The sequence below is a fragment of the Paraburkholderia sp. SIMBA_054 genome (assembly GCF_046534875.1).
In the GTDB taxonomy this organism is placed as follows: Bacteria; Pseudomonadota; Gammaproteobacteria; order Burkholderiales; family Burkholderiaceae; genus Paraburkholderia; species Paraburkholderia hospita.
Window position 1 is genome coordinate 47,127 of the sequence record NZ_JAWRXV010000022.1, and the last position, 15,968, is coordinate 63,094.

At 61.2% G+C, this 15,968-nt stretch carries 7 protein-coding genes and 1 pseudogene; 3 read left to right on the forward strand and 5 right to left on the reverse strand.

What is annotated here, in order from left to right:
* The first annotated feature begins 245 nt into the window (after positions 1–245).
* The 3 genes and pseudogenes from SB822_RS25675 (at position 246) to SB822_RS25685 (ending at position 10,348) form a co-directional block, all read left to right on the forward strand.
* Positions 246–8,843 (forward strand): GH36-type glycosyl hydrolase domain-containing protein, encoded by an 8,598-nt coding sequence (locus tag SB822_RS25675; protein WP_410855914.1) that lies wholly within the window; start codon positions 246–248, stop codon positions 8,841–8,843.
* Positions 8,844–9,148: 305 nt separating this feature from the next.
* A pseudogene (locus SB822_RS25680) lies at positions 9,149–10,046 on the forward strand (acyl-CoA desaturase); the annotation flags it as partial.
* Positions 10,046–10,348, forward strand: coding sequence for a transposase (locus SB822_RS25685; protein WP_407671917.1), 303 nt, complete (start codon positions 10,046–10,048; stop codon positions 10,346–10,348). The pseudogene SB822_RS25680 and the gene SB822_RS25685, both read left to right, overlap by 1 nt.
* Before the next feature lie 114 nt (positions 10,349–10,462).
* Here SB822_RS25685 and SB822_RS25690 read toward each other — a convergent pair whose 3' ends face one another.
* The 5 genes from SB822_RS25690 to SB822_RS25710 form a co-directional block, all read right to left on the reverse strand.
* Complete coding sequence (locus SB822_RS25690) at positions 10,463–10,669, reverse strand: hypothetical protein (RefSeq protein ID WP_007584519.1); 207 nt, start codon at positions 10,667–10,669, stop codon at positions 10,463–10,465.
* Between the two features lie 281 nt (positions 10,670–10,950).
* Entirely contained in the window at positions 10,951–11,454 is a 504-nt protein-coding gene (locus tag SB822_RS25695; protein ID WP_007584520.1) for a phasin family protein, read from the reverse strand.
* Between the two features lie 312 nt (positions 11,455–11,766).
* Complete coding sequence (locus SB822_RS25700) at positions 11,767–12,021, reverse strand: DUF2513 domain-containing protein (protein WP_410855915.1); 255 nt, start codon at positions 12,019–12,021, stop codon at positions 11,767–11,769.
* A gap of 624 nt (positions 12,022–12,645) precedes the next feature.
* Positions 12,646–14,244 (reverse strand): SagB/ThcOx family dehydrogenase, encoded by a 1,599-nt coding sequence (locus SB822_RS25705; protein WP_410855916.1) that lies wholly within the window; start codon positions 14,242–14,244, stop codon positions 12,646–12,648.
* A 292-nt stretch (positions 14,245–14,536) separates the two neighbouring features.
* Positions 14,537–15,406: an SHOCT domain-containing protein gene (locus tag SB822_RS25710; RefSeq protein ID WP_086917154.1), complete on the reverse strand. Its 870-nt coding sequence runs from the start codon at positions 15,404–15,406 to the stop codon at positions 14,537–14,539.
* Between the last annotated feature and the right edge of the window lie 562 nt (positions 15,407–15,968).

The window sequence follows — 15,968 nt, forward strand, 5'->3', positions numbered from 1 at the left end:
GCAAATGAATGACGCGTCCGGCTCTCCGTTGGGCCGTTTGTGTGTATGCATGCACGCGAGGAAGCACGACTTCCGTTGACACACGTCGGGCTTGATCCCGTTGAAACGGATAAAAGCGACCTTGTGTCGACTGGGTGAGCCATGTGACCACGTCACCGTGGTATGCGGTTTGCCCTTCAAAGGTATCGCGCCGACGGGAATCCCCCCAGTGCGTCGCATTCACCGATGTTGCAGGAAGTACCCCCGTGAACACGTTCCTTCAGTATGTCGCACGATTTCGATCCTGCTCGCCGCCGTGGACGGACACGTCGCCCGTGCGCGACGAACTGTTCAGCGTCGAACGCCTCGAGCAGCATGCGCAGAGCCTCGCCGCCGCACAGTCGGTGACGAACAGGCCACCTGCCGTGCGATCGTTGCACACCCGCCTCAACGACAACGCTGCCGTCCTGCTCGCGGCCTACCGTGCGAGCGCCGCAGAGTTGGAACATGGCGGGAGCGTGGTGCCCGCTGCTGAATGGCTGCTCGACAACTATCACGTTGTCGAGCAGCAGATCCGTGAGATTCGCGACGACCTGCCGCCTGGTTACTATCGTCAGTTGCCTAAGCTGGCTGCGGGGCCGTTCGCCGGCTATCCACGCGTATTCGGTTTGGCATGGGCGTTCGTTGCGCATACAGACAGCCACTTCGACCCGCGTGTGCTGCGACGTTTCATCGACGCATACCAGCGTGTTCAGCCGCTAACTATCGGGGAACTGTGGGCAGTCGCGATCACACTGCGCGTCGTCCTGATCGAGAACCTGCGGCGACTCGCTGATCAGATTACGGCAGGTCGGCGCGCACGCGATGACGCCGATGCGCTCACCAGCCGCCTGCTGCAAACGGGAAATGCCCGCACGGCGCTGGAAGCGGATATCTCTACGCGCTCCTCGGGGATGTTATCGGAGCTGTTCGCCGCACAGCTCGCCAAACGGTTGCGCGATCAGGATCCGCGCACGATGCCCGCGCTTGGGTGGCTGGAGGAGCGGCTCAGGCTTCAGGGTGTGTCGGTCGATGAAGTCGTGCAGCATGCACAGCAGCGGCAGGGTGCGTCGAATGTCACCGTGCGCAATGTGATCACCAGCATGCGCCTGATGTCTGATATCGACTGGACAGAACTGTTCGAGAGTGTAAGTCTCGTCGATGCACGACTGCGCGCAGGAAGTTCCTTCGGCGCGATGGACTTCCCGACGCGCAATCTGTACCGCAGTGCGATCGAGCAACTGGCGCGCGGCTCGGCCGCCACCGAACTCGAAATCGTCGATCTCGCGCTTCACTCGGCGCAAGCAGCGGTGGCGGAGGCGGGCGATGCCGGGCACACAGGACGTGCCAGCGACCCCGGCTACCACCTGATTGCGGAAGGTCGGCGAACGTTGGAGCAGGCAATCGGATTCCACGCGCCCCTCCGGCTGCGCATTACCCGGTTCAATGTCGGCCTCGGCATGGGTGGCTATGTCGGCATGATCCTGACGTTGGCCGCGACGTTGCTCGCGCTGGCGTCGTGGGTGCTTTGGAGTCAGTCGCCGCGCCATCTCGACGCGTGGCTAGTCGTGTTGTTTGCCCTGTGTGCATTCCTGCCCTTCACCGAGATCGCAACCGCGCTTGTCAACCGCGCGGTGACGTGGAGTTTCGGCGCGGTCATGTTACCGGGACTCGAACTGACCGCAGGTGTGCCGTCGGGGCTGCGGACGTTGGTCGCGGTGCCCTCGCTCCTGAGCAATGAAGCCGACCTGCGCGAGCAGATCGAACGCCTCGAAGTGCATCACCTCGCGGGAGCCGGTGGAGATTTGTCATTCGCGCTACTGGTTGACGGCATCGATGCCGACCAGGAAGTGCGAGACGGTGATGCGCATTTGCTCGCCGTTGCTGCAGACGCGATCGAAGCACTGAACCGCCGTTATGAGCCAGCTCCAGGTGGCAACCGTTTTCTGCTTCTGCACCGCCGCCGCGTATTCAACAGGAGCGAGAACAAATGGATGGGCTGGGAACGCAAGCGCGGCAAGCTGCACGAACTCAACCGGTTGTTGCGTGGCGCGACGGATACAACTTTCGTCCCTATCGCCGGGCGCCCGCCGCAAGTACCATCCGACGTGCGCTACGTCATCACGCTCGATGCCGACACGCGTCTGCCCCGAGACGCCGCGTTGCGGATGATAGGCAAGATGGCGCATCCGCTGAACCGGCCAACATTCAGTGCCGTCGAACAACGCGTCGTCAACGGCTATGCGATTCTTCAGCCTCGCGTCACGCCTTCGCTGCCCGTCGGCGAGGAAGGTTCACTGTATCAGCGTGTCTTCTCCGGTCCCGGCGGGATGGACCCGTATGCGGCAGCCGTCTCCGACGTCTATCAGGACCTGTTCGGCGAGGGTTCCTTTACAGGGAAAGGCATCTACGACGTGGATGCATTCGAAGCAGCATTGCATGGCCGCGTGCCTGAAAATACGCTGCTCAGTCACGATCTGTTCGAGGGGGTTTTCGCGCGCTCCGGGCTGGCATCGGATATCGAGGTTGTGGAGGAAGTGCCGTCGCGTTATGACGTTACGGCCAAACGTCAACATCGGTGGACCCGTGGCGACTGGCAGTTGCTGCCGTGGATCGTTGGGCATCGAGGCCATGACCGCCTTGCCATGCCGGTGGTCGGTCGCTTCAAGATGCTCGACAATCTGCGGCGCTCGCTGCTGGCACCGCTCATGGTTGCCACGCTCGGCCTGTGCTGGTTGATGCCGATTCGCGCCGGCATAGCGGGCGCGTTGCTGATGTTCGCCACGCTCGCCATTCCCGCTTTCTTGCCGCCCCTATTGGCGATCGTGCCGAGGCATACCGGTATCCGGCTGCGTAATCACCTCGACGTGCTGGGCGGCGACCTGCGGCTCGCGACATGGCAAACCTTTCTTTCGGTCGCGTTCCTTGTCGACCACGCGTGGCGCATGGGCGATGCGATCGTCCGGACGCTTGTGCGGCTGTACGTCACGCATCGACGGTTACTCGAATGGACGACGGCGGCGCAGTCCAAGGGCAGCCCTCGTCTTGATCTGCACGGCTTTTATCGGCAGATGGCTGGCGGCACCGCGCTTGGGCTGGCGCTGTCTATCGGCACGCTTGCATGCGCGCCGTCGCGGTGGCCGCTCGTTTTGCCGTTCACGTTGTTATGGCTGGCCGCGCCAGCGCTTGCGATGTGGGCAAGCCGCTCGCCGACGGTCGGGCAGCGTCTCGCGATGTCAGACTCAGACGCGCGCGATTTGCGCCTGATCGCGCGCCGCACGTGGCGTTTCTTCGAGACCTTTGTCACGCCGGCAGAAAACATGCTGCCGCCGGACAATTTCCAGGAAGATCCGAAGCCCGTCGTCGCGCACCGCACTTCGCCAACCAATCTAGGGTTGTATTTGCTGTCGGCAGTCGCCGCGCGCGATTTCGGCTGGGCGGGGACGATCGAAACCGTCGAGCGACTCGAGGCCGCATTTGCTTCGCTTGAAAAGCTCCCGCGCTTCAAGGGCCATTTCTATAACTGGTATGGCACACAGGACCTGCGGGCGTTGGCCCCTGCGTACGTTTCGTCGGTCGATAGCGGCAATCTCGCCGGGCATTTGATCGTACTCGCCAACGCGTGCGAAGAATGGGTGCAAACAGCGCTCGCGCCCTCTGTCCGATCCGGGATACTCGATAACCTGCAACTGGCGCTCGAGGCTGTGGCCGCGCTGCCTGCTGCCAACGGAGAGCGTGGCAGACAGCTTGCCGCGACCCTCGAAGAAATCCATGCACAACTGCGCGGTCCGCAGACGTACCGCGCGCTTTCGGGGTCGCTGGCGCGGCTGGCGAAAAAGGCGGCGGAGGCGACGCGCGCCATCGTGCCCGCCGATGGCGACGATAGTAGTGCAGACCTGACGTTCTGGGTCGAAGCCTTGCGGCGAAGCATTTTCGAACACAGCCGCGACGTGCGGCAACTCGCCACTGTGCCATATCTTCTGCAAGCACGGTTGACCTCGCTAGCCGACGCCTCGCGTGCACTTGCGCTCGGTATGGACTTCACATTTCTGCTCGATCCGGAACGTAAGCTGTTGTCGATTGGTTACTCGCAGTCGGATAACAGCCTCGACGCGAATTGCTACGATCTGCTCGCGTCCGAAGCTAGGCTTGCCAGTCTGTTTGCAATCGCGAAGGGCGATGTGACCACGCGTCACTGGTTCCGCCTCGGGCGTTCGGCCACACCAATCGGCAATGCATCCGCGCTGATTTCATGGTCGGGGTCGATGTTCGAGTACCTGATGCCGTCGCTGGTGGCGCGCGAACCCGTCGGCAGTCTGCTGGAACAGACGAACCGGCTGGTGGTGGAGCGGCAGAGATCGTATGGACGATCGCTTGGCATTCCATGGGGCGTCTCGGAATCTGCTTACGAAGCTCGCGACATCGAATTCACTTACCAGTACTCGAGCTTTGGCGTGCCTGGCCTCGGCCTCAAACGCGGACTGTCCGAAAACCGGGTAATCGCACCGTACGCAACGGGACTGGCGACGATGGTTGCGCCGCAGGCCGCCCGCGAAAACTACGTGCGACTCGCCGCGCTGGGCGCACTGGGCCGCTACGGGTACTACGAAGCGCTCGATTTCACCCGCGCGCGTCTGGCCGAAGGGCAGAGCTTCGCGCTTGTCCGCGGCTTCATGGCTCATCACCAGGGCATGACGATCGTTGCAATTGCAAACACCTTGCTCGATGGGGTGATGCGTACACGCTTTCATCGTGAACCGATGATCCAGGCGAGCGAACTGCTATTGCAGGAGCGCATGCCGCGCAACGTCGCGGTGGCGCATCCGCGTGCCGAAGAGGTGAGCACGTCGGCCGCCGAAGCAGGGACCGCGCCGTCGACGGTACGTCGCGTCATGGAGCCCGCGTCCGTCGGCGGAGCACCCATTACGCATCTGCTGTCGAATGGAAGGTACGCAGTGATGCTGACGGCGACAGGCGCCGGCTACAGCCGCTGGCGTGACGTGGCTATCACGCGCTGGCGCGAAGACGCGACGCGTGACAACTGGGGGACGTTCATTTTCCTGCGCGACATGTCCAGTGGACGGGTGTGGTCCGCCAGTGCACGGCCGCTCGCTGGCGAACCCGAAACGAGCGGCGTCGTGTTCGGTGAAGATCACGCTGAGTTTACCCGTGACGACGGATCTCTCACGACCAGCATGGATGTCCTCGTGTCGGGTGAGGCGGACGGCGAAGTCCGTCGTGTCTCGCTCGCAAACAGCGGGCGCAGCATTCGGGATATCGAGCTGACTTCGTATGCCGAACTCGCATTGGGCGCGCAGGCCGCCGATATCGCGCATCCTGCTTTTTCGCGCATGTTCGTGCAGACCGAGCATCTTGCCGAATTCGGGGCGCTGGTGGCGATGCGTCGTCCGCGTTCGCATGACGATCCGCAGATCTGGGCCGCTCATTTTGCTGTTGTCGAGGGTGAGATAGTCGCCGAACCGCAATACGAAACGGATCGCATGCGCTTTCTGGGCAGGGGGCGCAATACGCGCACGGCTACCTCGATAGTTGACGATCAGGCGCTCTCCAATACGACGGGAACGGTGCTCGATCCTGTCTTTGCGCTTCGGTATCGTCTGCTGGTGCCGCCGGGCAAGATTGCGCGTGTCACGTTCTGGACGATGGTGGCCACCTCACGCGCGCAGTTGCTCGATCTCATCGATCAGCACCACGACCGCAATGCATTCGACCGTGCCAAGACGCTCGCGTGGACACAGGCTCAGGTTCAATTGCGTTATCTGGGCATCGAGGCGGAGCAGGCGGCGGACTTCCAGCGGCTCGCCGCGCCGATTGTCTATGCCGACGCGCGCTTCAGGGCACAGCCGGATGCAATCGTTCGCGGAGGCGGCACGCAGGCGGGCTTGTGGCCGCTGGGGATTTCGGGCGACTTGCCGATCGTGCTGCTCCGTATCGGCGACCTCGAAGATATCGCGCAGGTCCGGCAGTTGTTGAAGGCGCATGAATACTGGCGGATGAAACGGCTGGCCGTCGACCTTGTGATCGTCAACGAGCGGGCCTCGTCATACATTCAGGCATTGCAGGAGGCGATCGAAACGGCCGTGCGAAGCAGCCAGTCACGTCCGCGTTTCGACGATGAGCTCGCGCAGGGGGCGATCTATACGTTGCGTGCGGATCTGATGAGCGTGGAGTCGAGGACGCTCCTGCAATCGGTCGCGCGCGTAGCGTTGATCGCGCGTCGAGGGTCGATTGCCGCCCAGCTCGGGACGCTGTTGAAAACGGTAGGGCAGCCGTCGTCACCGCGCCGGAGGAAGCCGTCGCTTCTGTCGCTGTGGCCAGCGCCTCCGGATCAGTCTGACGTGCCGCCTTCAGTGACAGCCGGACTGGAATTTTTCAACGGCCTGGGCGGCTTCGATAAAAACGGTTCTGAATACGTGATCGTGCTGGGGGCGGGCGCCGCCACGCCTGCGCCGTGGATCAACGTGATTGCCAATCCCCGTTTCGGCTTTCAGGTCGCGGCGGAAGGCAGCGGCTATACGTGGGCTGAAAGCAGTCGTGAGAACCAGCTCACATTATGGTCGAACGATCCCGTCGAAGACCCCGCCACTGAAGCCCTTTACGTGCGGGATGAAGCGACGGGCGATATCTGGACGCCCACCGCGCTGCCGATCCGCGACGGCGGAATATACGTCGCGCGTCATGGCCACGGCTACAGCCGTTTCGAACACAGCGCGAACGGTATCGCACTCGAGCTGCTGCAGTACGTACCGCTTGCCGACCCGCTGAAGATTTCCCGTCTGACGTTGCGCAATCTGTCGGGCGTCGCACGCCGGCTCTCCGTGACGGCGTGGACCGAATGGGTGCTCGGCACGTCGCGAGGCGCGTCGGCGCCGTTCATCGTGACGGAGATCGACCCGGTTACGGGCGCGATACTCGCCCGCAATCCATGGAATATCGCGTTCGGCACGCGCGTCGCGTTCGCCGACCTCGGCGGCCGGCAAACAGCGTGGACAGCTGATCGCACCGAATTCCTCGGGCGTAACGGCGAAGCCGCCGCGCCCGCAGCGCTGACCGGCCATGTCCCGTTATCCGGCGCGATGGGCGCGGGGCTCGATCCGTGCGCGGCTTTGCAGACTTTCGTCGATCTGGACGCGGGCGAGGTCATCGAGATGGTTGCATTCGTCGGCCAATGCGCATCCGTCGATGATGCACGGGCACTGATCGAACGCTATCGCAGTGCGAATCTCGATGCCGTACTCGCCGAGGTGACACACCACTGGCGCAGCGTGCTCGGCGCCGTTCAGGTGAAGACGCCCGACCGGGCCATGGATCTGATGCTGAACGGTTGGCTGTTGTACCAGACGCTTGCATGCCGTGTCGAGGCACGCGCGGCCTTCTATCAGGCGAGCGGCGCTTACGGGTTCCGTGATCAGTTGCAGGACACGATGGCGCTGACGCACGTGCGGCCCGACGAAACGCGGCGGCACCTGCTGCGCGCCGCGTCGCGGCAATTCGGCGAGGGAGATGTCCAGCATTGGTGGCTGCCGCATTCCGGGCAGGGAGTACGCACCCGGGTCTCCGATGATCGCGTGTGGCTCGCATACGCGGTCGCGACGTACATCGGCTGCACGAGCGATGACGCGGTTCTCGACGAGATCGTGCCGTTCCTCGACGGGCCGCTGCTGCAACCCGACGAACACGATGCATTCTTCCAGCCCATGATCGCGGAAAAATCCGCATCGCTGTTTGAGCATTGTGCGCGCGGTCTCGATCAGTGCATCGAATTGACGGGGGAACATGGCTTACCGCTAATCGGCACGGGGGACTGGAATGACGGGATGAACCGCGTCGGCGCAAACGGCAAGGGAGAGAGTGTGTGGCTCGGCTGGCTGTTCCTGCGCACGATCGAGCTGTTCGCACCGTTGGCCGAATCGCGCGATGCGCAGCGTGTCGCGCGCTGGCGCGGCCATGCGACGTCGGTGCGCGATGCGCTTGAGCGTGAGGCCTGGGACGGCGAGTGGTACCGTCGTGCGACGTTCGACGACGGCAGCTGGCTCGGCTCGAATAGCGACGTAGAGTGCAGGATCGATTCGATTACCCAGTCGTGGGCTGTCTTGTCAGAGGCGGCGGATCCGATACGCGCCGCACAGGCGATGGCTTCGCTGGAGAAACATCTTATCCGGCCCGAGGACGGAATCGCGTTGCTGTTCACGCCACCATTCGATAAAACGTCGCAGGACCCGGGTTATATCAGGGGCTATCCGCCGGGGCTGCGCGAGAACGGCGGCCAATATAGTCATGCCGCCATGTGGGCAATTCTCGCATTTGTGAAACTGGGCGACGGTAACAGGGCCACAGAGCTGTTTTCGCTTTTGAATCCCGTCAATCATGCGCGCACGCCAACCGAGGTTGAGCGCTACAAGGTCGAGCCCTACGTCGTCGCGGCCGATGTCTATTCCGTGGCGCCTCATGTTGGGCGCGGCGGTTGGACCTGGTATACGGGGTCGGCGGGATGGATGTACCGGGCGGGCGTCGAAGGCATTCTGGGGATTCGCAGGGAAGGGGATTTTCTGGTGGTTGACCCGTGTATTCCCGACGCGTGGCCGGGCTTTGAAGCAACGGTCAACATACGCTCGACGCGCTATGAGATCCGCGTGGAGTCCACCTCAGAGGCCCGCACGATGCATGCCGTTCTTGACGGCAGGAGCGTCGATTGCGGTGCTGAAGGCGTGCGTGTACCGCTCGATGCGGGCGTACACAGGTTGTCCATTTCACTGCGTTTGGCAGTCGATGTCGAGGTCAACTCGCGTGAGCCGGCTACGTAAAGCGGCGGCTCTTTAGCGGATCTCCATTCAACACCCAGTCGTGAGTTTAGATGCAGCGGCGAAGCCGCGCGTGCAACATTCTCCTCAAGGAGTTGATGCTGGCGAAAGCACACCCGTCATCCCGTACGGCATCCGTCTCGTCGCGGGCTGCGGCGCTCACAGGCAGGTACGGCACCGTACCGACGTCCGGCACAGGTGCGCGCACATTCTCCATAGATGTCGTTGTAGAGCCATTGCGTTCCCGGACAGTTCAATCCGCGGGAGCGGGTGTCCGCTGTCAATGTTGCTTCAAACAGAAGGTCCATTTGCTTACTTCCTCATTGACGTTTTTCTCACACGGCCTGCTTTCGCTGCTGTGGTGGCAAATCCTGCTCACGACTCTGCTGCTGACGCACGTCACGATCGTCAGCGTGACGGTCTATCTGCACCGTTGCCAGGCACACCGGGCGCTTGAGTTGCATCCGGTTGCCAGCCATTTCTTCCGTTTCTGGTTGTGGATGACAACGGGCATGGTGACGGGAACGTGGGCTGCCGTCCACCGCAAGCACCACGCGAGGTGCGAGACCGATGAGGATCCACACAGCCCTCAAGTCCGTGGCATTTGGACGGTATTGCTGGGCGGCGCAGAACTGTACCGCGCCGAAGCGAAGAACGAAGAAACGCTACGGAAATTCGGCCACGGCACGCCGAACGACTGGATGGAGCGCAACGTCTATTCGAAGTATCCGAATCTCGGCATCAGTTTGCTCATGGTGATCGACGTAGCGTTGTTCGGCTTCGTCGGTGTCTCGGTCTGGGCCGTCCAGATGATCTGGATCCCGTTCTGGGCAGGCGGTGTGGTAAACGGCGTTGGACATTTTCTGGGCTACCGCAACTTCGCTTCGCCCGATGCGAGTACGAACGTAGTTCCATTGGGCATCCTGATAGGCGGCGAGGAATTTCACAACAACCACCACACCTATGCAACGTCTGCCAGGTTCTCGAATAAATGGTTCGAATTCGATATTGGATGGATGTACATCTGCATCCTTTCTTCGCTGGGAATGGCAAAGGTGAAGAAAGTCGCGCCGACGCCGCACCTGGTCAAGAGCAAGACGGTGCTCGATGACGATACGGTTCAAGCCATCCTCCGCAACCGCTATGAGGTGATGGCGCGCTATGCCCGGACGGTCGAACGCGCGTACCGGCAGGAACTCGATCATATGAGACACATTGGTCTATGTGAACGCTTTCTGCTCAAACGGGGAGTAAAAAAATGGTTTGGCGGCGCCTGCGCCGGCGCACACAGCCATCGACGTCAGCAGCGATTGGCTGAGATGTACGACGGTAGCCAGACGCTGCGTATCTACCTGGACCTGCACGATGGCCTGTTGGCAATCTGGGAGCGGTCGAACAGGTCGCGCGAGCAATTGCGATCACAGCTACAGGAATGGTGTCGTCGCGCCGAGCATAGCGGTATCAATCCGCTCAGAGAATTCTCGGTGTGCCTGCGTCAGTACACGTGATGGATAGCAAGGGCGCTTCGCGGAATCGGCTTCACACCTGATGCGCACCACGCAAGATGCATGTCTGTCACAATCGTTCCAGCTCCGCCCATTTTTAAGCGGAGCAATGTCTTTTTATGAATCACTGGCATTGAAGACCGCATAAAGCCGCTTCCTTGCGAGCCGAACCCATTGCTTCTGCGATCCGTATTGGTTCCCTTCCGCGTCTCGCTCTTTGTCTTCCGGGCCCACCCGCATGCCGTCATCCGTCGCATTCTCCGCGGCTTCTCTCAGTCTTCTGCTTTCCGCCAGTTCTTCCGCATTCACCTGGTCATCAATCACTATGCACTCCTATAGTAATAAAAACGGATTCCGCCAACAGGCGGTCGGCATCGCCCCACAGCGGGGACGATGCGACACGACATATCGCAAGTCCGGTCTGGTGCCTGGCGTCCGTCGAGCGCGAGCGGTGTCATCCGTCGTGGCAAAGCAAGCCAAATCGTGACCGAATAAAAAGACGCCGGCGTCTTGCCGGCTTCTTCATCAGGCGGTGAGACCGCCCAACGACCTGCTTGTGCAGGACGTCGTTTTGGTGTTGCGCTTGAGCCGCGCAACGCTATTGCTTACGCGATGTCAGGTACCGGGGTGCCCGGCGTCCGGGTGCCGGCCGCCTGGCTGATGGTTTCCTGCATCATTCCCTGGGCTCGCATCATCCCGCCGATTGCAGACTGCATCGCGGTAGTGGCCGCGTCAGAGCCAAAAGGGGAGATCTGGCCAAAGTTGGCTGCAACCTGCGGCCAGAGGGTGTTGTACTGGTTACGCAGGTCCTCGCCCGCGCGTGTCACTGCGGCCATGAACTGTGAATCGATTTCACGGACATGCGTGGAATACGACAAAGTGTGCTCGACAAATCGCTGAGACAAGGCGACCGCACCAAAGGCGGGCGGCAGTCCTGACTGCTGCGGCGACAGCGCGGCTTGTCCTTCTTCCAGCATCGCCTTTAGTGCTGCGAGATTGAGATGAGTCAGCTTTTGCAGTCGCTCAAATGCTTCGTTTTGCAAGCCGAAAATTCCCGGCAAAGTACGCAGGCCGAAGTCAGCGGATTGCTCAACAGCAGTGGTGTTCAATGAATGCTCCTGATCGACCCGGCACGTACGTCCAAGAGATTTCGGAGGCGAGTGTGTCGCTAATGATCTGCAGGTCGGAGTGACGCGGCATTGTTAATGCCGCGCTGCAACAAAGACCACTGTATACCTTTCCTGCAGGATGTACAGTGATTCATGAACGTCTATCCGGCCTGATGGAAAGGCCGGGTCGCCGTCGTTCGATTTTGGTTAGTCACGCATCGGGCGAGTCCGATGCATTGTCATCTTTGGCCTTCAGATCCGTATTGTCTCTGCGAGAACCGACGAGATTTCCCTGGCGCGCAGGCCAGACCTCTAAGTGTCCTCAAAGGCACTCGGGCCCGCGGACTTCAAATACTCGTGGCCATCCCAGCTTAGCCGCCAATCGGTCCCCATCGAGCACACGAGGTTTGCGTCGGCCAGCAGGTTCAGGTGGTACCACACGCCTCGGTTCGAAACATCGAACGTTTTCTTGAGCGCGCTCTCAATGTCGAATTCGCTGAGGTGCGGGGACTTGCCTTTCTCAAGAGCAATCAGTATCGCATGTGCCAGATTCATATCACGTTTCACGATCTCCTCCCGTGCTGGATAGGTTCACCCGTCAAGATGGCAAGTCGGCCGCAACCTTCGCGGGATTTATCCCTGTCAAGGAAAACGCTGTGGCCCTCAAGCCCAAAAAGCTGGGTATCGACGATTCCGCGTATCTTCAAGTTTCGCGCCGACGCAATAGCCATTTTTCATCTCCGTCAGCAAACTTTGGCGATGGTGTGGATGTCTCGATCGTTCTGACGAAGTCACACTGTCAAAGCATAGGTCGCGTGGAAAGTCGCAAGTCTCTACGGCAAGCTATTTTCTAATGCATCCGCGCCTTTCTATGTCGCCGGTGAATCCGTACGGAGACGGGGGAACCGATGTATGGGGATGCTGACGAATATGGAAGGAACCAATCGTGATACTGCCGCCTGCGATTGCCGAGAACGTTAAACCGAACGGACCGTATGGATGGCCGCCAAGCCGTGCGATCTGCAGATTCATATGCGGGGTAGCGAACGGCCGTTGAGGGCGACCTGCGGCGGTCACTGCGGGACCGGGTTCGCGTTAATAAAAAAGATGAGGATCGCGTAAGAAACATTCAGTCGCCGGTTGATCATGGGGAATGCCGTCTCGCCAGGGGCGGAACGTGGGACGCTCGCTTCAGGGCTGAACCTCATACGGCGGGAATGCAGAGAGGCGTGGATCGTCCACCGCGCCACCGACTGTGAAGTGATACAAGCTCTGCCAGACGTGATCCTTCACTCCGAGCAGTGTGTGCATTTCGTCGTCAAAAAAGCAACCAACCCCCGTGGCACGCACTCCGGCGGCTTCGGCTTCGAGATAGAGAACCTGGCCGAGAATGCCGCATTCCCAGAAGAGGTGGCGGTAACGCCATGGTTGCTTCAGGGCGATTTCGAATCTCGCGATCATTCCCAGCGCAAAGCAGGCGTCGGCGGCGATATCCTGGTGGCAGCAGATCAACTTTGCCACGGCGCGCAAATCGTAAGGCAGTAGAAAATAGAGCGGCAGATAGTCCGGCCCGGTTTTCTTCCACAGCCATTCTGGACGCAGAGACTGCCTGAGAGCCGACAGCGCTCCGGGATTTCTCACGAGCATATACAGACCCGGCTCCAGGCCGTCGACGCGGTGTACAAATAGCGCCGCGTGCACTGCCGCAGGAGATATCAGCGCATTCCACGGTGGCGTGTCGCGACGTGGCAACAGGCACCCCAGCATGCTGAAAAAAGCTGCGCTGGCGATACGCGTCGTACCATCGAAATTCACCGCGCTGCGACGCTGCCGGGCGATCTGGGCAAAGCGGAGATCAAGGGCGGGCGTCGCGGGCGACGGACGTAGTTCCGGATTCGGCGAAGTCGGTTCGGGAGTCCGGGCCTTGTGCGTGGCGCGATGGATCGAATCGATATCCGGCCACTTTACGTGTCCCGAGCTCAGCTGATTCGCGCGTCCGTACCACTGTGCCTTATCCATAGCGGTCAGCATGCGCTCAAGATCAGGCCGCCATTCAGGATTGCCGATCCAGAGCAACACATCCGGCGCCTCTGCTTCGGCGTCCACGAACTCTTCGCTGCGGTCCGATCCGAGCAAGTCGGCCAGTTCATCATCGGTAGCCGCCTCCACCAGCCGCGTCTGCCAGCCGAGCGCAGTCGCTGCGTAACTCAGCGCAGCGATGACGTGGCCGCAATCGTGCTGGCAGTAGCGCCAGGCACGCATACCGTATTTCCACGCTTCGCGCCAGTGGATCGAGCTTATGCCGACCAGGACACCGCTGTCCGAAAACGCCTCAGTCCATCGCAGATCGTCCACTGCGGCGCGATGTTCAAGCGCATGGTCCCGGCTCAGGTAGTGGTAGACCCCGGCGGACAAGCCGGGCAGAGCCGGACACAGAAGATAGCTCTCGGTCGGATGCAGGTTTCCGCTCGAAGGGTTGCAGCGCAGTGCCCACCGCTGGGCGCCATAGGATTTCCACGCCGACAGGCCGAGCGAGAGTTCGAACAGGATTGCCAGACTGGTTAGATCGAATGCGCGCGCGGGCGGCAGGGCGCCACAGCGCAACGCGTTGTAGCGTGTAGCCAGTGTGTCCGCGGCTAACGGCAGACCTACGCGCGGTGTGCCGTGAAACACCCGGAACGGATCCGGCTGGGTTGTCCAGTCGAGCGTCCCGGGACCCGGCGCGTAGAAGTTGACGCGGTGCTTGCTGCGTTCGTGATATTCAAGCAGCGCATGCCTTGACCGGTCCATGTTCCCCCCTCAGGCCAGGAATCCCCCACATGCGGCAGTATGAAACCAGCTGGCTGGACGTTGGGGCGCGCTTCGGCCAACTGCTGTTGCCTTTGGTGGCCACTGTACCGTGGCTGGCACTCGGGTTGTCTCCACGAAAGCCCATGGATGTTTCCAGCGTACAAGTCGCGCTTCAGGCGTCTTCAAAGGCATTCGGGGCTGCAGACGTCAAAAACTCGCGCCCATCACAGGTCAGCCGCCATTCGCTACCTATCGAAATCGTGCCCCGTTGCGCTGCGCGATGACGGGACGCTCACAAACGGCTCAGTAGCTCCGCCTTCTTGGCGGCGAACTCCTCATCGCTGAGAATCCCCTTCGCGTGCAGTGCGGCGAGCTTCTCTATGGTGGCGAACACGTCTGCCTCGCGGGCGACCGACTGAGTGCTGACGGGCTCCTCCTGCATCAACGGCGACACCGGCTGCGGAACCTCGCCCAACGAAACAACCGGCAGGCTGGCGACAGCAACCAGGCCGTGCTGGCTCGCGAATGTGAGGGACGCGCCGCGGGACTGCTGCTGCGAGAAGCCGCTGATCTGGTGATCGAGCGTATCGTAGACCGTCACCTTGCCGTTCACTTCGATCGCCAGGCGCCGGGGCGGTGCGAAGTAGGCATAGCGGACGTCGTTCTGCGCCCCGGTTGTGTTGGGCCGCCCCAGATCGGCGGGCCACCAGTCGCCCGAGGTGCCGGGCGCAGGCGGAACGAACAGACTCACCGGTCCGACTGGTCCGGCTGCAGTCTGCTGCTGGTTGCTGCCACCGTAGCCAGCGCTCTGCTGTTGTTGCTGGCCGCCGCCGTGGTTGCCCTGCTGGTGGGTACCCTGGTTCTGCGACTGGAAGCTGCCGCTGCGAATCAGGTCGGGCTGGTTTGCCACCAGGCGGGAAAGCTCAGAACAGAGCCCGTCGACCCGGCCCTTCAGGTAGTGGTTGAACATGTCGGAGACCATGGTCATTCCCCCCTGCATCCACTGGCCGGAGCCACCAAATTCGGCGTGATCGAACTGGGCCATGCTGCCGTTACCGCGAATTACAGACTCCAGCATGCTCATCACGGCATCCGTGCTGAACCCATGTCGCTGCGCTACTTCTTCGATCAATTGCTGGCCGGCGGGGGTGAGTTTTCGCATGGTGATCCACTCATAGTTTCTCGTGTTGCCTCCCGGGATGATGTTACTCCCGGGTAATTGCCACTGCCCGATTAAACACTTTCTGCCTGTCACGACCGTCTCAGTTCGGCCACACCGGCCATTCGCGACGAGCGGGCAACAGCGGGTTGGTCCGCATCGACGGCGAACTGAAAATAGCTTGGGACGGCACTGTCAAGTTGACGAGCGTAGGCTACGTGTTTGTCTAAAGAGCAGTTATCCTTATCAGATAACTCATTCGGCTACGGTTGAGACAGCCCAGTCATGCCATGTGGCGAGGCGTTCTTTTATTGTGGCGCGATGACGTGCCGCGTTTATCTGATGTCTGGGCAACGCGAAGTGCTGCCGGATCGGGCCGAAGCATGAGAGAAACGCCTGTGGCAATTCTGCGTCGGGTGCTCCTGCATACTTTCCTGGCCATGTGGTGATAAATCACGCTCGACTGTCTTCGCGGAGCGCTGACGAGTCCCATTTCTCCGACGCGCCTCGAATCACGCCTTTCTCCAAAGTCGATGGTTCCGCGAATGCCGATCAAATGCCGCCG